General features: G+C 46.8%; 16 protein-coding genes. 9 read left to right on the plus strand and 7 right to left on the minus strand.

Going from position 1 to position 17612, the window contains the following annotated elements:
- The first annotated feature begins 19 nt into the window (after positions 1 to 19).
- Complete coding sequence (locus ACO6VG_RS03805; protein WP_422442613.1) at positions 20 to 712, plus strand: ComF family protein; 693 nt, start codon at positions 20 to 22, stop codon at positions 710 to 712.
- Between the two features lie 9 nt (positions 713 to 721).
- On the opposite strand, the gene ACO6VG_RS03810 is transcribed toward ACO6VG_RS03805, so the two are convergent.
- From ACO6VG_RS03810 to ACO6VG_RS03820, 3 genes are all read right to left on the minus strand, one after another.
- Entirely contained in the window at positions 722 to 1738 is a 1017-nt protein-coding gene (locus ACO6VG_RS03810; protein ID WP_422472801.1) for a serine/threonine protein kinase, read from the minus strand.
- Positions 1739 to 1947: 209 nt separating this feature from the next.
- Entirely contained in the window at positions 1948 to 2931 is a 984-nt protein-coding gene (locus ACO6VG_RS03815; protein ID WP_422135659.1) for a protein kinase domain-containing protein, read from the minus strand.
- Between the two features lie 366 nt (positions 2932 to 3297).
- Complete coding sequence (locus ACO6VG_RS03820; protein ID WP_422135660.1) at positions 3298 to 4200, minus strand: protein kinase domain-containing protein; 903 nt, start codon at positions 4198 to 4200, stop codon at positions 3298 to 3300.
- A gap of 152 nt (positions 4201 to 4352) precedes the next feature.
- Here ACO6VG_RS03820 and ACO6VG_RS03825 point away from each other — a divergent pair, with 152 nt between their 5' ends.
- The 3 genes from ACO6VG_RS03825 to ACO6VG_RS03835 all read left to right on the plus strand — a co-directional run bounded on the left by ACO6VG_RS03825 (position 4353) and on the right by ACO6VG_RS03835 (position 6491).
- Positions 4353 to 5351, plus strand: coding sequence for a serine/threonine protein kinase (locus ACO6VG_RS03825; RefSeq protein ID WP_422472803.1), 999 nt, complete (start codon positions 4353 to 4355; stop codon positions 5349 to 5351).
- Between the two features lie 171 nt (positions 5352 to 5522).
- Entirely contained in the window at positions 5523 to 5762 is a 240-nt protein-coding gene (locus ACO6VG_RS03830) for a hypothetical protein (protein WP_422135662.1), read from the plus strand.
- Positions 5763 to 6233: 471 nt separating this feature from the next.
- Positions 6234 to 6491 (plus strand): hypothetical protein, encoded by a 258-nt coding sequence (locus tag ACO6VG_RS03835; protein WP_422472805.1) that lies wholly within the window; start codon positions 6234 to 6236, stop codon positions 6489 to 6491.
- 174 nt (positions 6492 to 6665) lie between these two features.
- On the opposite strand, the gene ACO6VG_RS03840 is transcribed toward ACO6VG_RS03835, so the two are convergent.
- On the minus strand, positions 6666 to 6875 hold the full coding sequence (locus tag ACO6VG_RS03840) for a hypothetical protein (RefSeq protein ID WP_422135665.1): 210 nt from the start codon (positions 6873 to 6875) through the stop codon (positions 6666 to 6668).
- A 241-nt stretch (positions 6876 to 7116) separates the two neighbouring features.
- Between ACO6VG_RS03840 and ACO6VG_RS03845 the strand changes: the two genes are divergently transcribed.
- The gene (locus ACO6VG_RS03845; RefSeq protein ID WP_422135666.1) at positions 7117 to 7329 is read left to right on the plus strand and encodes a hypothetical protein; all 213 of its coding nucleotides are present in this window, start codon (positions 7117 to 7119) and stop codon (positions 7327 to 7329) included.
- Positions 7330 to 7448: 119 nt separating this feature from the next.
- Here ACO6VG_RS03845 and ACO6VG_RS03850 read toward each other — a convergent pair whose 3' ends face one another.
- Positions 7449 to 10988 (minus strand): SNF2-related protein, encoded by a 3540-nt coding sequence (locus ACO6VG_RS03850; protein WP_422139144.1) that lies wholly within the window; start codon positions 10986 to 10988, stop codon positions 7449 to 7451.
- 216 nt (positions 10989 to 11204) lie between these two features.
- Here ACO6VG_RS03850 and ACO6VG_RS03855 point away from each other — a divergent pair, with 216 nt between their 5' ends.
- Together ACO6VG_RS03855 and ACO6VG_RS03860 are read left to right on the plus strand one after the other, a co-directional pair.
- Positions 11205 to 11483 (plus strand): transcriptional regulator, encoded by a 279-nt coding sequence (locus ACO6VG_RS03855; protein WP_422135668.1) that lies wholly within the window; start codon positions 11205 to 11207, stop codon positions 11481 to 11483.
- Complete coding sequence (locus ACO6VG_RS03860) at positions 11480 to 12760, plus strand: type II toxin-antitoxin system HipA family toxin (protein ID WP_422139145.1); 1281 nt, start codon at positions 11480 to 11482, stop codon at positions 12758 to 12760. Before ACO6VG_RS03855 ends, ACO6VG_RS03860 begins: the two co-directional genes overlap by 4 nt.
- 45 nt (positions 12761 to 12805) lie before the next feature.
- Here the strand turns inward: ACO6VG_RS03860 and ACO6VG_RS03865 are convergent, their stop codons facing one another.
- On the minus strand, positions 12806 to 14230 hold the full coding sequence (locus tag ACO6VG_RS03865; protein ID WP_422135670.1) for a Fic family protein: 1425 nt from the start codon (positions 14228 to 14230) through the stop codon (positions 12806 to 12808).
- Between the two features lie 332 nt (positions 14231 to 14562).
- A complete protein-coding gene (locus tag ACO6VG_RS03870) occupies positions 14563 to 15213 on the minus strand; it encodes a hypothetical protein (RefSeq protein WP_422472807.1) in 651 nt (216 codons plus the stop codon).
- A 389-nt stretch (positions 15214 to 15602) separates the two neighbouring features.
- On the opposite strand from ACO6VG_RS03870, the gene ACO6VG_RS03875 reads away from it, so the two are divergent.
- Complete coding sequence (locus ACO6VG_RS03875) at positions 15603 to 16262, plus strand: hypothetical protein (protein WP_422472809.1); 660 nt, start codon at positions 15603 to 15605, stop codon at positions 16260 to 16262.
- A 166-nt stretch (positions 16263 to 16428) separates the two neighbouring features.
- A complete protein-coding gene (locus tag ACO6VG_RS03880) occupies positions 16429 to 17307 on the plus strand; it encodes a protein kinase domain-containing protein (protein ID WP_422472811.1) in 879 nt (292 codons plus the stop codon).
- The last annotated feature ends 305 nt before the right edge of the window (positions 17308 to 17612 follow it).

The raw sequence follows: 17612 nt of genomic DNA on the forward strand, positions 1-17612 counted from the left end.
TCTTAAACAGTTTATTTCCATGAGCTGTCTGTTGTGCAGGGCCGATACACCGATGAATCAGCCCGTTTGCGGCCTTTGCATGAAGTCGTTGCCTGTTGCAGAACAACACTGTCAGTCTTGTGGCATTCCTGTTCCACTTAATGCTTTGGAACTCTGCGCCCGTTGTCTCCAGAAGAAACCGGTATTCGACACCTGTTATTCTGCCTTTAATTACGAGTTTCCCGTTGACCATCTTCTCAAACAGATCAAATACCATCAGCAACTGATCTACCTTCCACCTGTAGCCGATCAATTGACTCGAAATCTGATCCACCACTACGATGGCCGGGAGTGGCCTCAGGCAATACTGCCGGTTCCGCTGCACAATAAACGTCTACGGACAAGAGGCTTCGATCAGGCACTGCTGCTGGCTAGGCAACTGGTTAAAAACCTTCAGCCCTATCAGAAAATAAAATTGGAAGCCCATCTAATCAAACGACAGAAGCACACAATTCCCCAACAGGGTCTGAAGGCTTCAAAACGCAGGAGCAATATCAGGAATGCTTTCTCCATGACGGACAAGTCAAACTATCAATACCTCGCTATAGTGGACGATGTTGTCACGACCGGAGAAACAGTCACGGAAATCGCCCGACTTCTGAAAAAGCAGGGCGTGGAACGTGTCGATATCTGGTGTCTGGCGAGAACACCTGACTACCGCCAGGACCTTTAACCTCTCTTTTCAAGATCCCATGAGAAAACCCAGAACTTCGCCTGCATCAGGCCGATCCTCCGGGTTCCAGGCCAGCATTGACCTTATTAGTTTCCCATAGCGTTCATCAATAGCCTCCACCTTTTTCATTTGATCGTCCAGATACTCGTTATATCTGTCTTTCTCCATCATCACTCCACAGGTCGGTCTACAGAAAGAAAGGACACCAGAAAAGGGTCTGTCATTCGTTAACAACCTGAAAAGAATAACCCCCGCTGAAAAAATATCGGTTTTCCCGGAAAGGGTCTTGGGTCCCCGATAAAACATTTCAGGAGGTTTATGGCCTTCTGCGCAGAGTACCTTCTGCCTGGCCGGACCAGCACGCTGAGACACACCGAAATCAATGATGGAGAGTTTGTCATCGTTATCCTCATCCACTACCACATTGGCGGGTTTCAAATCCAAATGCCAGATCCCTGAATGATGCAAGTGTGCAACACCCTGCATTAGTTGCCGGGCATAGTTCTCAAACCTGGGCAGTGGTAGCCCTCTGCTCGAATCCCGATCCAAAATATTGCGAAGTGTTTCGCCAGCGTAGGGCATCAATATGTTTGTGCCCTTCGTTTCAATGAGCGGCACAATATTCGGACCCTGAGCAGCTCTGAGCATCTTCTTTTCATGTTTGAGATAATTTTTAGCCAATTTGCCCTCATAGCACTTTCTCATGAGGATTTTAGGACCCTCAGGGAAATCCCAAACCTCACGCCTCACAACGAAGTAATCTTCTTTAACATACTCATCAGTTGAGTTCAGCATTTGCCCATTCACATTGGTTAGTGTTGAGCCCGACATTTGCTCATTCACGCTAACCCGCCTGAACCTGCCCAACACAGAGTGATAAGCCGATGAAGCGATGTTACAGGGATTCCTGAGACAACTTTGATCAGTTGGTGAACTATTACCGTTAGAAGCAGAACTATGAACGACTATTGTTGGCGACCCACTTTCAGTAAGAGTAGGGATATGAGCATCCATTCTTATATTCATTTTTTTGTCCTTTTACTGATTGATACAAGCTTTAGAGTCACCGAAAGTAGAAAAAGTTTTATGAAGGAGTAACGGAAAGGTCAGTAAAGCTAACCCTTTTGAGGCGAGTTTCGTAGTGGACACCAGTAGCTAACAATTATCAGCCTATTGGGTCAGGGCGATATCTTCAGATGCTTTACCGACTGGAAGGCTCATTCTTGATGTCACAGTCAGTATCTCAAGAGATCACCCAGCACCTTATCAGCATCAGGCCGGTCCTTTGGATTCCAGACCAGCATTGACCTTATTAATTGCGCATAGTGATTATCAATATCCTCCACTAGTTGCAGTCGACTATTCAGGTACTCGTAATATGAGTCTTCCTTCGCCACAAATCCCTTGTTAAGGAAATTAATAGATTGAGGAAAGAGCCTGTAATTCGTCAACAACTCAAAAAGAATAACCCCTGCTGCAAAAATATCGGTTTTCGCAGAAAGGGCCTTGTGTCCCCGACAAATCATTTCAGGAGATTTATAACCCATTGTGCCCGGATCCTTATTTTTAGCACGACCAGCACGCTGAGACAGACCGAAATCAATAATGGTGAGTTTATCTTCGCCGCTCTCATCCACTAAGACATTGGCGAGTTTCAAATCCAAATGCCAGATCCCTGAATGATGTAAGTGAGCTACACCCTGCATGAGTTGTTGGGCATAGCTCTCAAACTTGGGTCGTGGTAGCCCTCGATCCTGATCCCGAGCCAAAATACAGATAAGTGGTTCGCCTGCGAAGGGCATCAATAGGCTTTTGTCTTTCGTTTCAATAAACGGCACAATATTCGGACCCTGAGCAGCCCTGAGCATCTTCTTATCATTTATGAGAAGCTTTTTACCTGCTCTGTTGTTAAGACACTTTCTCACGTAGATTTTTCTACCCTCAGGGAGCTCCCAGGTCTCCTGCTTCAGAACGAAGCACCCACTGTAACAGAGTAATTTTGAGTCCAGCATTCGACCATTCACATGTTCATTCACATGAGTCCGCCTGAACCTGCCCAACACGAAGTGATAAGCCGATGAAGCGATGTTACAGGGATTTCTGAGACAACTTTGATCAGTTGGTGAACTATTACCGTTAGAAGCAGAACTATGAACGACTATTGTTGGCGACCCACTTTCAGTAAGAGTAGGGATATGAGCATCCATTCTTATATTCATTTTTTTGTCCTTTTCCTGATTGATACAAGCTTTAGAGTCACCAAAAGTAGAAAAAGTTTTATGAAGGACTAACAGTGTGGTCAGTAAAGCTAACCCTTTTGAGGCGAGTTTCGGAGTAAACAACAGTAGCTAACAATGATCAGCCTATTGGGTCAGGATTCTATTTTCAGACGTTTTACCGACTGGAAGGCTCATTATTGATGTTAAGTACCTAACCAGTTGGTTTCGCATATTCTGGACGGCGGCTTTTTCCATCCTTCTGCGTTCCAACCCTGGTTGCGTAGCTATGGCTACGCGCCCGTCGTTGCGCCTTGATGGATGAAAAAATCCACTCGCCAGAATATGCGAAACCAACTGGCCAGGTACTTAGGGTCTGGATCTCATGAAGTGGCCCAGTATCTTCTTTGCATCAGGCCGATGCTGTGGATACCAGGCCAGCATCAACCTGAGTAATACCCCAAGGCTTGGGTCAATGGACTCTACCTCTTTTAATTGCTCATTCAGGTACTCATAATAAACGTCTTGCCTCACCATTACGCTCTTATCGAAGTCCTCTGGAAAAAGCTTTTTATTCATCAACATTTTGAAGAGAGAAACTCCTGCTGAAAAAATATCGGTTTTACTGGAAATAACCTCAGGTCCCTTATGAAACATTTCAGGAGGTTTATAGCCTTCTGTACATACTTCTGACCTTTCAATCGGACCCGCATACTGAGACAGACCAAAATCAATGATGGAGAGATTGTCCTGATCATCGACTACCAGATTTTCTGGTTTCAAATCCAGATGCCAGATCCCTGCATCATGCAGGTGAGCAACACCCTTCATTAACTGTCGGGCAAAAGTCTCAAAGATAGGCAGAGGCATCCTTCTATTATTAAAATGCAAAATCTCCTCAAGTGACATGCCTGCGAAGGGCATCAGTATAGTGTCGTCCTCTGTTTCAATGAGCCTGACAATATTCGGACCCTGAGCCGCTCTGAGAAGCTCCTTTTCAATCCTGAGACGCCGTTCAGCCCCTCTTGGCACAACACACTTTCTCATGTAGATATTTTGACCCACAGGGGACTCCCAGAGCTCTGAGGTCACCGAGAAGTATTCATTCTTATAGACGACTTTGGAGGCCACCATCTCCTCAGGCACGTTAATCAGCCTGAGTTTACCTAATACGTAGTAAACAGCCTTTGCAACAATGTCACAGGGATTCCGGGAACGACCCTGATCAGTCGCTAACCTGTTGCTGGGAAAAGTAGCGCTTTGAACATCCATTTCCGCTTTCCTCAAAAGACCATGAATAACTTTTAGACCCACCAAAAATAGAAATAGTTTTCTGAGAAACTGACAAAAAGGTCAGTAAACCTGACAATGCCGAGACGAGTTTCGTAGTAAACTTCAGCAGCAAACGATGATGGGAGCCTTCTATGAGTTCAGATATCCAACACCCTTATGAGCGACTGACGCCTGATCGGGTGATGGACGCTGTGGAAAGCCAGGGATACCTGTGTGACGCCAGGAACCTGGCTCTGAACAGCTACGAAAACCGTGTTTACCAGGTTGGGATTGAAGATGGCTTGCCGATTATTGCCAAGTTTTATCGCCCGGAGCGCTGGAGCCGGGAGCAGATTCTGGAAGAACACGCCTTCTCGCTGGAGCTGCAGGGCATGGAATTTCCGATTGTGGCCCCTCTCCAGAACGAGAATCAGGAAACCTTACATGAATTTGAGGGCTTCCGGTTTGCCCTGTTCAAACGCATGGGAGGCTATCCACCGGAACTGGATAACCTGGATCATCTGCTGGTGCTGGGTCGTTGCATGGGAAGGTTACATAAACTGGGCTCAGCGGCACCTTTCCAGCATCGTCCGGCCATTAATCTGCAAAGATACGGCATCGACAATGTCACCTGGCTGCTGGATCATGATTTTATTCCCGCCACCCTCAGAGAAGCTTATGAAACCCTGACCCGGGACATTCTGGATCGTCTTGCGCGAATCGAAGCCCAATACCACCCGAAAATGATTCGGGTGCATGGCGATGCTCATGTCGGCAATATTCTCTGGCGGGATGATAACCCTCACTTTGTCGATTTCGACGACACCTGCATGGCTCCTGCTATTCAGGACTTGTGGATGTTTCTGAGCGGTGACCGGGCCAGCCAGACCCTTCAACTGGCAGAGCTTTTAGAAGGTTATGAGGAATTTCACGAGTTTGACCCCATAGAACTCAATCTGGTGGAATACTTCCGAACCCTCAGGCTGATCAACTATTCTGGCTGGCTGGCCAAACGCTGGACGGACCCGGCCTTTCCCATGGCATTTACCTGGTTCAATACCGAGCGTTACTGGTCAGAACATATTCTGGAGCTGAGGGAACAGATGGCTAATCTGGATGAACCCGTGCTTTCAGTTTACGGGAATAGGTGAGTTGTTGATTATTGTGTCCGGAAAACAAGGTTTCATTTGCATAACCACTTGAACATGACTACGACAGCCTGTACTCCCGACACATTTTAAACCGGTAAGGCTTGCAAAGGTGTCTCTGCTCCGTCGGCCGCCCTCACTTTTGGTGCCACCACTGATTTTACGCCGTTTGACGTGTTCTCTTCCGTCATTCCCGGCTTCATTCTCGTCATTCCCGGCTTCATTCTCGTCATTCCCGCGAAGGCGGGAATCCACACTGACTCTCCACCAGAACCATACTGCCCGGTGTCCCCCTGGCCTTGTCATCCCCGAGAAAGCAGAGATCCACCGTTGGCGCTGGATTCCCGCCTTCGCGGGAATGACGGGAGTGAGGCCGGAAATGACGGGAGTGAGGCCGGAAATGACGGGAGGTGAACCAGGGTTTTGCGACACCCTTTGTTGCGTGGGAACGAGGGGTGTATGGATATCAGAGCTTAGCTGCACTAGTCGCTGTGTTTATAGTTATCCATTAACAGGATTAAGGTGTTGCCAGAAAACAGATGGATCTTTCTGTCAATCCTCTCTTTAGTGCTGCTACTCAGGGTATTAGCCATGACTCCTGAGCCGTTCATATACAGGGCAATGGCGTTGTAACAGCTTCTTTTAAACGAGGGGGTGAATCACTCAGGCTATAGATTCAACAATATGGCCAGAGAGGCTATGACCCCCAAAGCATTGGTCACTGGGATTGTATCCGCCGATCAAGTAGAAACCGGGTTGATATTGAAAGTCGCATTGGTAGTCGCATTGCTAATAGAAGCAGAGGACTAAGGGTCTGTCATGCAAACAGCTGAGTCAAAGTTGAACTGACCCTCGACGTTGGTCAGTCCAGTCAAAGCAGTGTCTTTGGAATCATTTACAGGAGTCCAGCTATTCACGATCTGGCAAAGTGTCGGTGCACTGGTCGTTGCCGGGCCGACGGTTGAACTCTCGGATTTCTGGCACTCATCTGCCAGTGGCAATGGATCAACGGCTTTCAGGGGGGAATCTTCGTTGTCTACTTTCCACAAAGTCATTCCCCGAAAGTGGTTACAGGTCAGCATACTCAATGACATCCACCAGTCGATGAGTAATCTGCTCCTGCTGCTGGGCGATGAACTTTAGCAGGTTCGGGGACTGATCCGTGGAGGGTAATGAAATCACAGGCTTGAGGCTAGACGACAAATTGGAACTTTGCCTCATGTACCGGTTTTTGAGTACTTACGGCGACTTCAATCCTGATTCGCTGTTTGGGTATATCTCTTTGCTCAGGTGCAGTAATGATAGAAATCTGCTGGGTTAATCTTCATAAACCGCCTGCTTGTCAACAAGGTGTGTGTTTCTGCCAACACGTTTTAAATCTCGCCAGTCAGCCTCTTTTGACGCCATACGCAAGGGGCGTCCATTAGAATCAATGCAGTCAATAATCTTGGATGCTGGTCGTTTGGTATGAGTGAACTCGATTGTTCCAAAAGGGGTTTTGTACTCCCCTTTGCGACCGGTAGTCATTACTGTTAACCGGTCAATCGGAATACGTAGCGCCCCTGCTTATCGAGAGCAGGCAGGCTCCTGGTGCAGCCAAGCCCTGATATCCATACAGCCCACTCGTTCCCACGCAGAGAGGCTTTCACAAAACTCTGGTTCCCATGCTTTTAGGCCCTGTGGGTCCCAGCGTGGGAACCCATACCTATCTCGCGCCTCAGAGTCCGCTGTTCAGGGGAGGAGATATGCATTCCCACGCACAGCGAGGGTGTCGCAAAACTCTCTCCGGCGTGGGAACGCGCTGACTCCCGTCATTGCCGGCTTCATTCTCGTCATTCCCGCGAAGGCGGGAATCCACACTGACTCACCACCAGAACCATACTGCCCGGTGTCCCCCTGGCCTTGTCATCCCCGAGAAGGCAGAGATCCACCGTTGGCGATGGATTCCCGCCTTCGCGGGAATGACGACTTCAGAGCGTGAGAACGAGCTGTTGAAGTTTTGCGACACCCTCACAGCGTGGGAACGAGTGGTTGGAGTTTTGCGGCACCCTCTCTGCATGGGAGCGAGAGGGGGTACATATCAGAGCTTGGTTGCACTAGTCACCCCAATGACACCAGCTCCTTGATTTCCTGGTCCGACAACTCGGTAATCCACTGTTCGCCACTGGCAACTGTCAGGTTGGCCAGTTCTTTCTTGCCCTGAATCATGGCATCGATTTTTTCTTCAAAGGTGTTTTCAGTAATCAGGCGATGCACCTGGACATTGCGTTTCTGGCCAATACGGTAAGCCCGGTCGGTGGCCTGGGCTTCTACCGCCGGGTTCCACCAGAGATCGTAGTGAATAACCTGGCTGGCCGCAGTGAGATTTAAACCGGTACCTCCGGCTTTCAGGGACAGGATCATGGCACGGGTGTGTCCATTCTTTTGAAAGTCTTCGACGATTTCGTCCCGTTTCTTCCGGGACAGGCCACCGTGCAGGAAAGGGACATCCAGGGTCATTTCCTGTTGCAGCGTATTCACCAGTAACTCCCCCATGGTCGTGTACTGAGTAAAAATAAGCACTTTCTCATCAGCATCCATAGCCTCACGCATCAGCTCCATAAACAGCGCCAGTTTTCCGGACTCTTCGACACTGGCCTGGTCGTGGTTCAGGAATTGCGCCGGTGCATTACATATCTGCTTTAACGCGTTGAGCAGTTTGAAAATAATGCCTTTGCGTTCAATCCCTTCTTCACTGGAGTGCAGGTCTTTCATAATGCTGTTAACCGTACTCTGGTAAAGGGATGCCTGCTGTTTGCTGAGGTTGCAGAAGCGGTTGCTTTCTACTTTATCTGGCAGGTCGCTGATGATGGTTTTATCCGTCTTCAGTCGTCTGAGAATAAATGGGCTGGTGAGTTTGCGAAAGCGGTCCAGGCAGTTCTGGTCACGGTCTTTCTCAATGGGGGTGGCCAGTTCTTCCTGAAACTTCTTCTGGGTGCCAAGATAACCTTTATTGGTGAAATCGAACACGCTCCAGTATTCCCGCAGGCGGTTTTCAACCGGTGTGCCGCTCATGCCAATACGGATATCGGATTTCAGCTTTTTGATGGCTTTGGTCTGCTGGGTGCCAGGGTTTTTAATGTTCTGGGCTTCATCAATGACCAATGTGCGCCAGCGTGGTTTGGCCAGTGCCGCACTGTCGGTGCGGATAAGGCCGTAGCTGGTGAGAATTACGTCATGGTCACTGATTTTTAACTGTCGTTTGCTGCCGTGATAGACCTGCACGCTTAAATCCGGGGCAAAGCGTTCAATCTCTTTGCGCCAGTTGGTCAGCAGGGAAGTAGGGGCCACCACCAGGGCTTTTTGTTGATCAAGCTGGCCGTTTTCTTGCTGGTGTAACAGCAGGGCAATGACTTGCAGGGTTTTACCCAGACCCATGTCATCGGCCAATAGTGAACCAAAACCAATGCGGGCATTTTGCGCCATCCATTCGTAGCCACGCTGCTGATAGGGGCGTAGTTCAGCATTCAGGCTTGCAGGCAGAGGTGCGGGTTCGCCTTTGAGCAGCTCTTCAAACAGTTGTCTGGCACTGTCGCCTAAATCCACTTTGGCGCCATCCAGTTCACCAGACAGTCCGGCTTTTAACAGATCGGTGCGTGACAGGGTTTCCGGTAAATTATCGAGTTTTTTAAGCAGTTGCTGCAATTTGCTGTCATCCAGCATGACGTATTGATCCAGCATTTTAACCAGACCGTCGGCGCCCTGAAGCAACTGGTTAAACTCGTTGACCTCAATGCGCTGGTCGCCCAAAGCCACTTGCCAGTTAAACTGCAAAAGCTGGTCAAGGTTCATATAACTGACGGCATTATCACTGTCACTTTTTGACAATGACAAACTGAGCTGAGGGTACACCAGCTTTTGCAGTCGTTTGGGCAGTACCAGCTGAATACCCAGCATTTGCAGGGCAGGGAGGGTTTCCCTGAATATGGGTGTGAAGGCCTGAAGTGTGTAATGCAGCGGGCGGTGTTTTTTTTGGGTCTGGTAAAGCTGTTCTATAGCAGGCATATAATCTGCCAGTAATGCCAGGTCGGTCAGCACGCTTACTTTGGTTTCAGATAATGAACCCTCCTTAAACAGTTCGGGCAGCATCAACATGGTCTGCTTCTGTTCAACCCTGATATCTACCGATAGCTGGTCAGCTATCTGGTCATCTGCTTCCGGGCTATCCACTTCTTCCACCAGCAGGTGCAGACGGTGCGCCCGCTCTCCCAGTGATAGCCGGTTTAGCCAGTTGCGAATGACCTTGGGGTAAGCCAGCGTTTCAAACTGGTTAAACAGGCAGGGTGATCTGGCAAAAAACAGACGACAGATATCTTCTTCCCAGTATTTATCGGGCGCTGCTTCCATGGCCTGTTCCATAAAGAAGCTGATGACGGCGTTGATGGCCAGATGGATCTGGGTTTGGCTGTCTGCATAATGCAGCTGAGGTTTTTTGCGGTTTTTCTGCGTTGTTTCTAATACCACGAAATCCGGTGGACACACGTCGTAGAATATCTGTAGCTGGTTTTTCACCGGTTCACTGAGCAGTGCTGGTTGCCACTGTATCAGCGTCAGGTCATCCTGTTGCATAAAGACGGCCGGAATAGAAGCATGTTGCTGCACCAGCTTGACACTCAGACGATAAAGCCATTGCCAGAGCAGGGCTTTGTGAAAATATCGGCTACGTTCAGGGCTGTGAATATTGCGTAACGATGCCAGCAGACTGATCCATTCGTTCGGTTCCGATACAGACTGTCCATTATCTTTGCTTCGGGCTGAGTGGAAACAGCCATTCTTGTCGATCACCAGCTGGGTCAGGCTGAAGTCAGCAATATCCAGCGTATTTTCCGTCGCCTGTTGTTTTTCGTATTGGCTGACATAACGGGCACTGCGTTTGTAAAAGTCAGTCAATACGGTTTTAAATTCTTTGCCATAAAACAAGGGTTTTGGTGTGAGAATGCCCTGAATCCTCTCACCCAATGGCTCAATGGTGGCCAGATCCAGCAACTCAAAGGTTGGGGTTTTTGGCAACTGCCAGTCTTCAGACACAGGCTCGTGCTGCCAGAAAGACATCACCTGTGGCGGTGTGTCGGCCTTCGCCAGGGACATGCCGGTTTGTTTTTCAATAGCTTTGGGTAAATCCATACCGTGAAGCTTGAACACCATAAACGGGTCTTTATCAATCTCATTGGCGATCAGATAGATGACGGCGGCAATATGTTTGCATGGCATTGCCCAGTCAGGACAGGAACAGCTGGCTTTCATATCATCCCAGTGTTTGGGAAACAGGGGGATGTTCTGTTTTTCCATCAACGTCAGCATCTGAGCGGGGAGTTGCCGGTTCAGTAATTTAGCGAGCAGGGCCGGGCTCTGGCTGACGGCCATTAAAATGCTTTGTTGCTGGTTGGTGGTAAAACCCGGTAGATGAACCTTGACCTTGTAGGGCCTTGGTCGTCTTCCCCGAACATCTGCATGAGTTGAGGTGCCTTTAAGCTCAATGTTGGATACCGAGCCATTACCGGCATAGCGGCGCCCACGGGGCAGACGGTTGCTGTAATCAATGCCGTTAAAGGCTAACAGCCATTGTTCGCCCCACCAGGTTTGGCCGTAGTTTGTTGCCATTAGTTTGTCATCTCAATATTTGCGTAACTGGGTCACTGTAGCGTTTTTAACAGGGTATTGCTCAATCAGGTAACGGAAAGAACTCAGTTCGTAGATGGGTTGCTCATTCTGATGATAGTTTTCTTTCAATTTGATTGGATACAGTAATGTCTAAAATCTCGTATTTTACCTAAAAGAAGCTATAATAGTATCCATATTTCATGGATGTGACTCACTATGAGCTTATTGTCATTATTAACACCCACTGATGTTCAGCAGCAGCTGGCCACTGCGGTTATGGACAGAAGAAAGGCAAAAAAATGGTCCCGACAGAGTCTGGCAGAGCGGAGTTCTGTGCCAGCATCAACGATCAAAAAATTTGAATCAACCGGGCAAATATCGTTGCGGCAGTTCATTTTGCTCTGGCAGGCGGTTGATCAGCTGGAAGCCCTGGTTGCATTGACAGAAAAAGCCGAGTCTATGCCTGCCAGTATCAGCGAGGTATTAAAAACATGAGGGTTCGAAAACTCAGTGTACATCGCAGGTTCAGTGACGGGACAAAGCATAAAGTCGGTGAGTTGGCTCAGAATCAACAGGGTATTTTCTTTCAATATGATGAGAGCTATCTCAGTCGTTTTCATAGTTTGTCTCCTTTCACCTTGCCCTTTGAAGCTACCTTGAGTCGCGGGCCCAGGCAGCCACACCAAGGGTTACAGGGAGTTTTTGCCGATTCTCTGCCTGATGGCTGGGGCTTGCTGTTGATGGATAGAGCCTTCCGACAACAGGGCATACTTCCACATCAGGTAACCCCGATGGATCGTTTGGCATTCATCGGTGAGAGAGGGATGGGTAGCCTGAGTTATACACCGGCTATGGATCATGCCACTGAGAATGATCACTCCTTATCAGACATTGCGCTGTTGGGACAGGAGGCTCAACAGGTTTTTGAAGGTGAGACTGAAGATATATTACCTGTCCTGGCTCAGGCTGGTGGTTCGGGGGGGGCCAGACCCAAGGTATCGGTATGGCTTGATTCCGATAATGCCCGCTATGTCAGCATTAAGCCACAAAGTCACCTAACCCCCTGGTTGGTAAAATTTACTGCCAAGAGTCTTCCCCTCGGGCATGAAGAAAGCCTGTGTGAAGCACTCTGGTTAACTCTGGCAAAACGAGCTGGATTGACGACACCGCAATGGCACCTTATTCATGATACTGGAAACTCTGGTGCAAAAGCCTGGCTGGCATTGAAGCGATTTGATTGTTCAGACCACCCGTCTCAGCAAGGGCATTTTCATATGCAAACACTGTGTGGTCTTATGGATGCCGATTTTCGGCAACCCTCAATGGATTATGAGGATTTGCTGAAAGTGAGCCAGATATTGTGCCAGAATCCGGCAGTGGCACAGGAGCAATTTGCCAGGGCCATGTTCAACTTGTTTGCTATGAATCAGGATGACCATACGAAAAACTGGTCTTTTTTAATGGATGACCATGGTCGTTGGTCACTGGCACCTTTTTATGACGTAACTTTCAGCCCAACACCCTACAACAACCACATGACAGCCTATATGGGATACGGTTCCCAGCCGCCACTAGAGGTCATACAGAAACTGGCCAGCCAGGCAAATTTTGCAAACTGGAATCAAGCCAGACGAGTGATCGAGCAAGTGGTTGAGTCTGTGCAAAGCTGGAGCGATCAGGCCGGATTGTTCGACATCAAGGCTGATACTCAAAAGCTGATAGGTAAACAGTTACGTGAAACCTGGCGGGCTAATAAAGGTTTATTCAGTTGAAACCAGCATCCAATCTGATCGGTCAGCCCTTGCCAGCTGATCAGTTTAACTTTCTTTTTGTACTTCCTGCCAGTGTTTAAACTGGGATGGTCTTAAACCGTAACGGGCTAATACACCTTCGTGTAAACGACGTAGTTCTTCAATAATCAGCGATGACAAATCTGAGCGTGAGGCTTCTTCAATCTCTTCTGGTAACAGGGCTTTAATCAGATCTACAGGATCGGAATCCGGAGTGAGAACTATTTCTTTAACCGTTTTTTTAACCAAGTCCCGATGTTTAAGTCGCAGGGGATCAGGCTCAGCCAGTTGTTGTTTGATCGCCAGATATTCCTGCGTTGAGCGTTCATAAGCCCATAGATAGAGATCACGTAACAATTCAATCCGGGTCATTTCATAGACGCCTAGAGTCGCACAGCTATAGGCCTGTTCCGGTACATCCAGAAAAGTAAGAGGGCAGAGATTGGCCCGGATTAATGGCAGGTTAACTGCCAGACGTGATGTCCGTTTGTTCACGTCAGCAAAAGGTTGCAGATAGGGCAGGTGGACCATCATGAAAAAAGACTGCTCAAACGGATCTTCAATCTGACTGGCTTTTTGCAACAGAATATCAAGCAGTTCACTGATAATGACTTCGCCAGCCAATGGCCTGAAAACACTTTTACCTATTTCTACCTGATGCTGTCGAATTCGTCCTTCATCAGCAGGGTTAGGCAACAGGTTTTCGGACAGTAAACTGTGAAGGTTTAGTAGCGTAAAGCGGTTGTATGATGCGGTTTCTGCATTATCAACCAGCAACTCTATGGCTGTTTTATGATTCAGAATCATCTGTGTCTCGATAGCTGCCTTTCCCTGAGCTGCATGACCGTCTTCTATAAGCCGAACAGTATCAAGACGGCTGTAGGTATTACCCTCCAGATGACTGGATGCCCAGGATAAGTCAATCAGGAAACGGTTCAGAATTGCACGACCGTATGTGCCAGCGGGTTGTGATGTTTGCTTAGTGTCGCCCATGCGCCAGAGCTGATGGCGTATGGGAGCTGATAAGTAGTAGGTGTTGTTGGGCTGGTATATGTCCAGAAATTCTCGCTGGTATCCAATGGGTTGTCGGGCTTCGACAGGTTGCTCTATATAAGACAGAATATCCTTACTGTCTGGCGACAGTGGAATAAATGCAGGAAATTCGTCAGATTGATCATTATCCTGATTTGCCTGAGATAGACTAAATACCTGATATTGCCTGCCCCGTCCCTCACCAAGAGCAGTAATCTTGCTTTCGGCCAGTAAACTGTTTAACCAGCGCTGGGTTGTTCGGCGGGTAAGATTTGGGTGAGCAGCAAGCAGTTCAGAGATAGAGACTGGCTTGTTGGCTTGCATGATAGCCTGGTATAAATCATCGAGAGTATTCATGAATGTGATGCAACTTTGAAGCTCTTTGGCGCGATTATGGCGTATTATATCTAATTGCGCCATAATTGCGCCATCGCTTTGGCGCGATTAGTAACGGAAGCTAGTCGTTTATAAAGAGGCGATCCTGAAGCTGCTTCTATCGGGCAGAGGGCAGGTTTCCCATGAAGCTCGTGATACAGAGGATGGCCTTTGATAATTTCATCTATATCATCGAGGTCAGCACACCCGCAAAACCCAATTTGCAGCACCTTTTCCAACTTGTGATAGCAACATCTCGTGGTTGTCTGAAGCTTACGCTCTGGCGGGACGAAAACGCCTGGTTAGGCCGCACCGCTGCGGGCAGCAACGGGCGAAAGCATCTGGTTATTGAGAGTCATGAATCAAAAAAGGTGCCATCAATCCTGAGACGGAGGGGTTGGCTCATGTGGCAGATACTCGCTTAGCCCTTCATCGAGCCCGCCGTTGTATAGATCAATACATTGACGTGTCTGTTCAATCAGATCTCCGATTTCACGATATTCTTCACCACTATCATTTCGTTTAGGGCTGCTTGGTTCTGGTCCAAAAGCAGGCCTGAGAAAACCTGAATAAAGCAGTAAGGCTTTGTAAGTGATAGTGCCTTTTTTCATGTTGATCATCATTTCAGCATCCCAATATTCAGGAGTTTCAGATAAACTACAGACATCAATATGTGAATGGTCATAACATTTGTACTTTTTTTTGCTTGCTCCAGCTTCAGTATCTTCTTCAGAAGCTTTTCCTTCATCATCACTGCTGTCACTAAATCCACCCAAAGCACAGTCACTATCATAATTATGATAATCAGGGCCTTCGACTACTGCTGATCCTTGATTACGATCAAGATTGGCTCGGCCCAGATAATAAACTTTATCAGTGTTGAAGTGCGTCCGAAAATATTCAGTCAACAATTGCAAAACAGACGTAAAGTAAGCCTTACTCCTGGCCCCCATTTCAATGAAATTTGATGGTCGAAGTCTCATATCAGGGGGAGTATTCACTGCAGTAATTTGGAACCTGGCGGTCACTCTCAGCTCACCATCAACAGTCTGCTCGTCAATTCCCAGAAATCCGTCAGATGAATGGTGATCCCTGTTAAATGACCATAATGAAACCTCTTCAAGATTGAAAAGGCTTCTGGAGGAGCCCCCCCCTATAAAGGTTTTGAACATTTGCATGAGCGCTAATTCTGCCAAAGGCAGGTAAGCGTCGTATCTGTCATCTCCGGAATAGCCTGTACAAGGGAGCATCATGGTAACCAGGACTAACACTAACCGAATACCTTGCTTCATGTTATCGGGCCTTTCCCAGCAATGCGCTCATTGAACTTGAGTTCGATTTAAAAAAGACAAGAGCCCCGGCGATTTAGCCATCTTTCGGTTGCAGACTATAGATAGCTGACAGGGCTCCTGCGCCTATGATGAGTGTATTCTATGATGTTGATGGTTTCTGTCTGGTTTTAAACAAGAATGACATAAACAACCAACATGCAATAGCAAAAGACCTCCTGTTATATCGAAAACCCACCGTATCTGGTGACAAAAACTTTAACCAGCTTCCAACCATGATCTATGGACTTGTTTCTTTGGTTGCTTTGATGATGGTCATTTTTATTTGGAACCTTCTGGGCTGGGTGTTGTCTAATTTTTATAAGGTTTCACAAAAGGGTCTAGAGTCCATGAAAAATAAATTTACGCTAATGATATTGATGGCAACACTGGCAATTAGTGCGGAGGCTGTATCTGAAACTTGCGATATAGTTTTTGCTCATAATAGAGTGAATATAAGCACTCTTGATAAAGCTGAACTACTGGCAGCTCTTTATAATAGAGCTAAACCTCAAGGATTGGGAATGCTCCACTATGATCCTGCTCCAATGACTGTAGATCAAGCCAAAGAGCTATTAAGCAAGCGAGCTTCTCATGAATTATATTTTGATTATCTCGCTGGGCGTGTAATGAAAATTGATATTAGTTCTGATGTTATGAAAACACGTTTATACAACAGGGATAATGGAGAAAATGCAGCAGAAAAGGTAGCTTGCGCATTAAAACCATCCAAAAAAGATGAGTTCTGACATTGGAAATCCTATCAAATCGCCTGTTATTACGCAGCCATTTGAATCCAATATGTTTATTGGGTTCAAATGGTTTTTCATGTTTTAGTAGCATTCGTTATTGATTGCAACATGACGCCAGTTTCAGAGTCTGTGCCACAGGGATGAATTAAATCAGGGAGTTAATATGGATATTTCAGGCTTACCCTCTAAAAGGATAAAAATTGATGTACACAGTAAAAGTGAAGATAAGTGTTTTCATGGCTTTGCACAGGGATGTATACCAAAAGCTCATATGTTCGAGTTTAAAGATAAAATTGATGGTGGCGCATGCGGTGATGTGTATCGGTCAAAGTGCGTAACTGAACGTAAATGTGATATAGCCATAAAAGTTATTCCTTTGATAGGTTGGAAAGCGGAGAATGCTATTGATGAGAAAAAGACGATAAAAACCTTAATAGCCAATCCCCACCCTAATATTGTTGAATACTTTGGCGTTCTGGAAGAAGATGACAAAATGTATATTGTGATGGAATTAGGGAAAAGCAACCTCTATCAATTTTTAGATGAAAACTTCTCAAAATTATCAGTTTCACAATTTCATGAAATTATTTTCCAAGTTCTTGAGATTTTAAATCATCTTGAGTCGATAAGTGTTACGCAAATGGATTTCAAACCTGAAAATATGATTTGTCTGAAAAATAAAATAAAATTAATCGATTTTGATAGCGTCCATAAAAAAGGAACACGTTTTTATCAGCCTCCATCATCACGCCTTATCAATGCTGCACTATTTTTATCAAAAATACAGTTGAAAATGAAATGTGGCGCTCCAAACGATAAATATTACGAGTTAACTTATAAGTTTAACAATGCTTGCCTCTCAGATGATTTCAACGAGTCTGATGCAAAAACTTTATCTGAAGATCCTGATATCTGGCATGATCAGCTTCCTTTAGAAACACGACAATTATTAAGCAGAAGTTTCATTAATGAAGAGTCTAAGCAAAAACAAGTTATAAAAATGCGAGACAAAATTTCACCCAGAAGCGAGCTTGTTTTTTAGAACCTGTAACCTTTGCAGCAAGGGTGGCGAACGCAACATGCCAACCCTTTTCCTGTAATTGTTATCCTGCAGCCCTGCCGTCAGGGCCAATGTTGATAGAATTTCGAACGAGAATAGAGCTACTAAAATAGCGCTACCTCCGATCACAGTGAAGGCTAGCAGCCTGTCGGACTTAAGCGTCCGTAGCGAGGATTGCAAGAAATTGAGGATAAAAATCTCTGTTTCTGAGGAGAATAGCGAGCTATTTGACGAAGAAACAGAGATTTTTAGACCAATTTATTGCAACCGCAGTAGGACAGTCTTAA

Source organism: Endozoicomonas sp. ALB032 (assembly GCF_049310125.1).
GTDB lineage: Bacteria > Pseudomonadota > Gammaproteobacteria > Pseudomonadales > Endozoicomonadaceae > Endozoicomonas_A.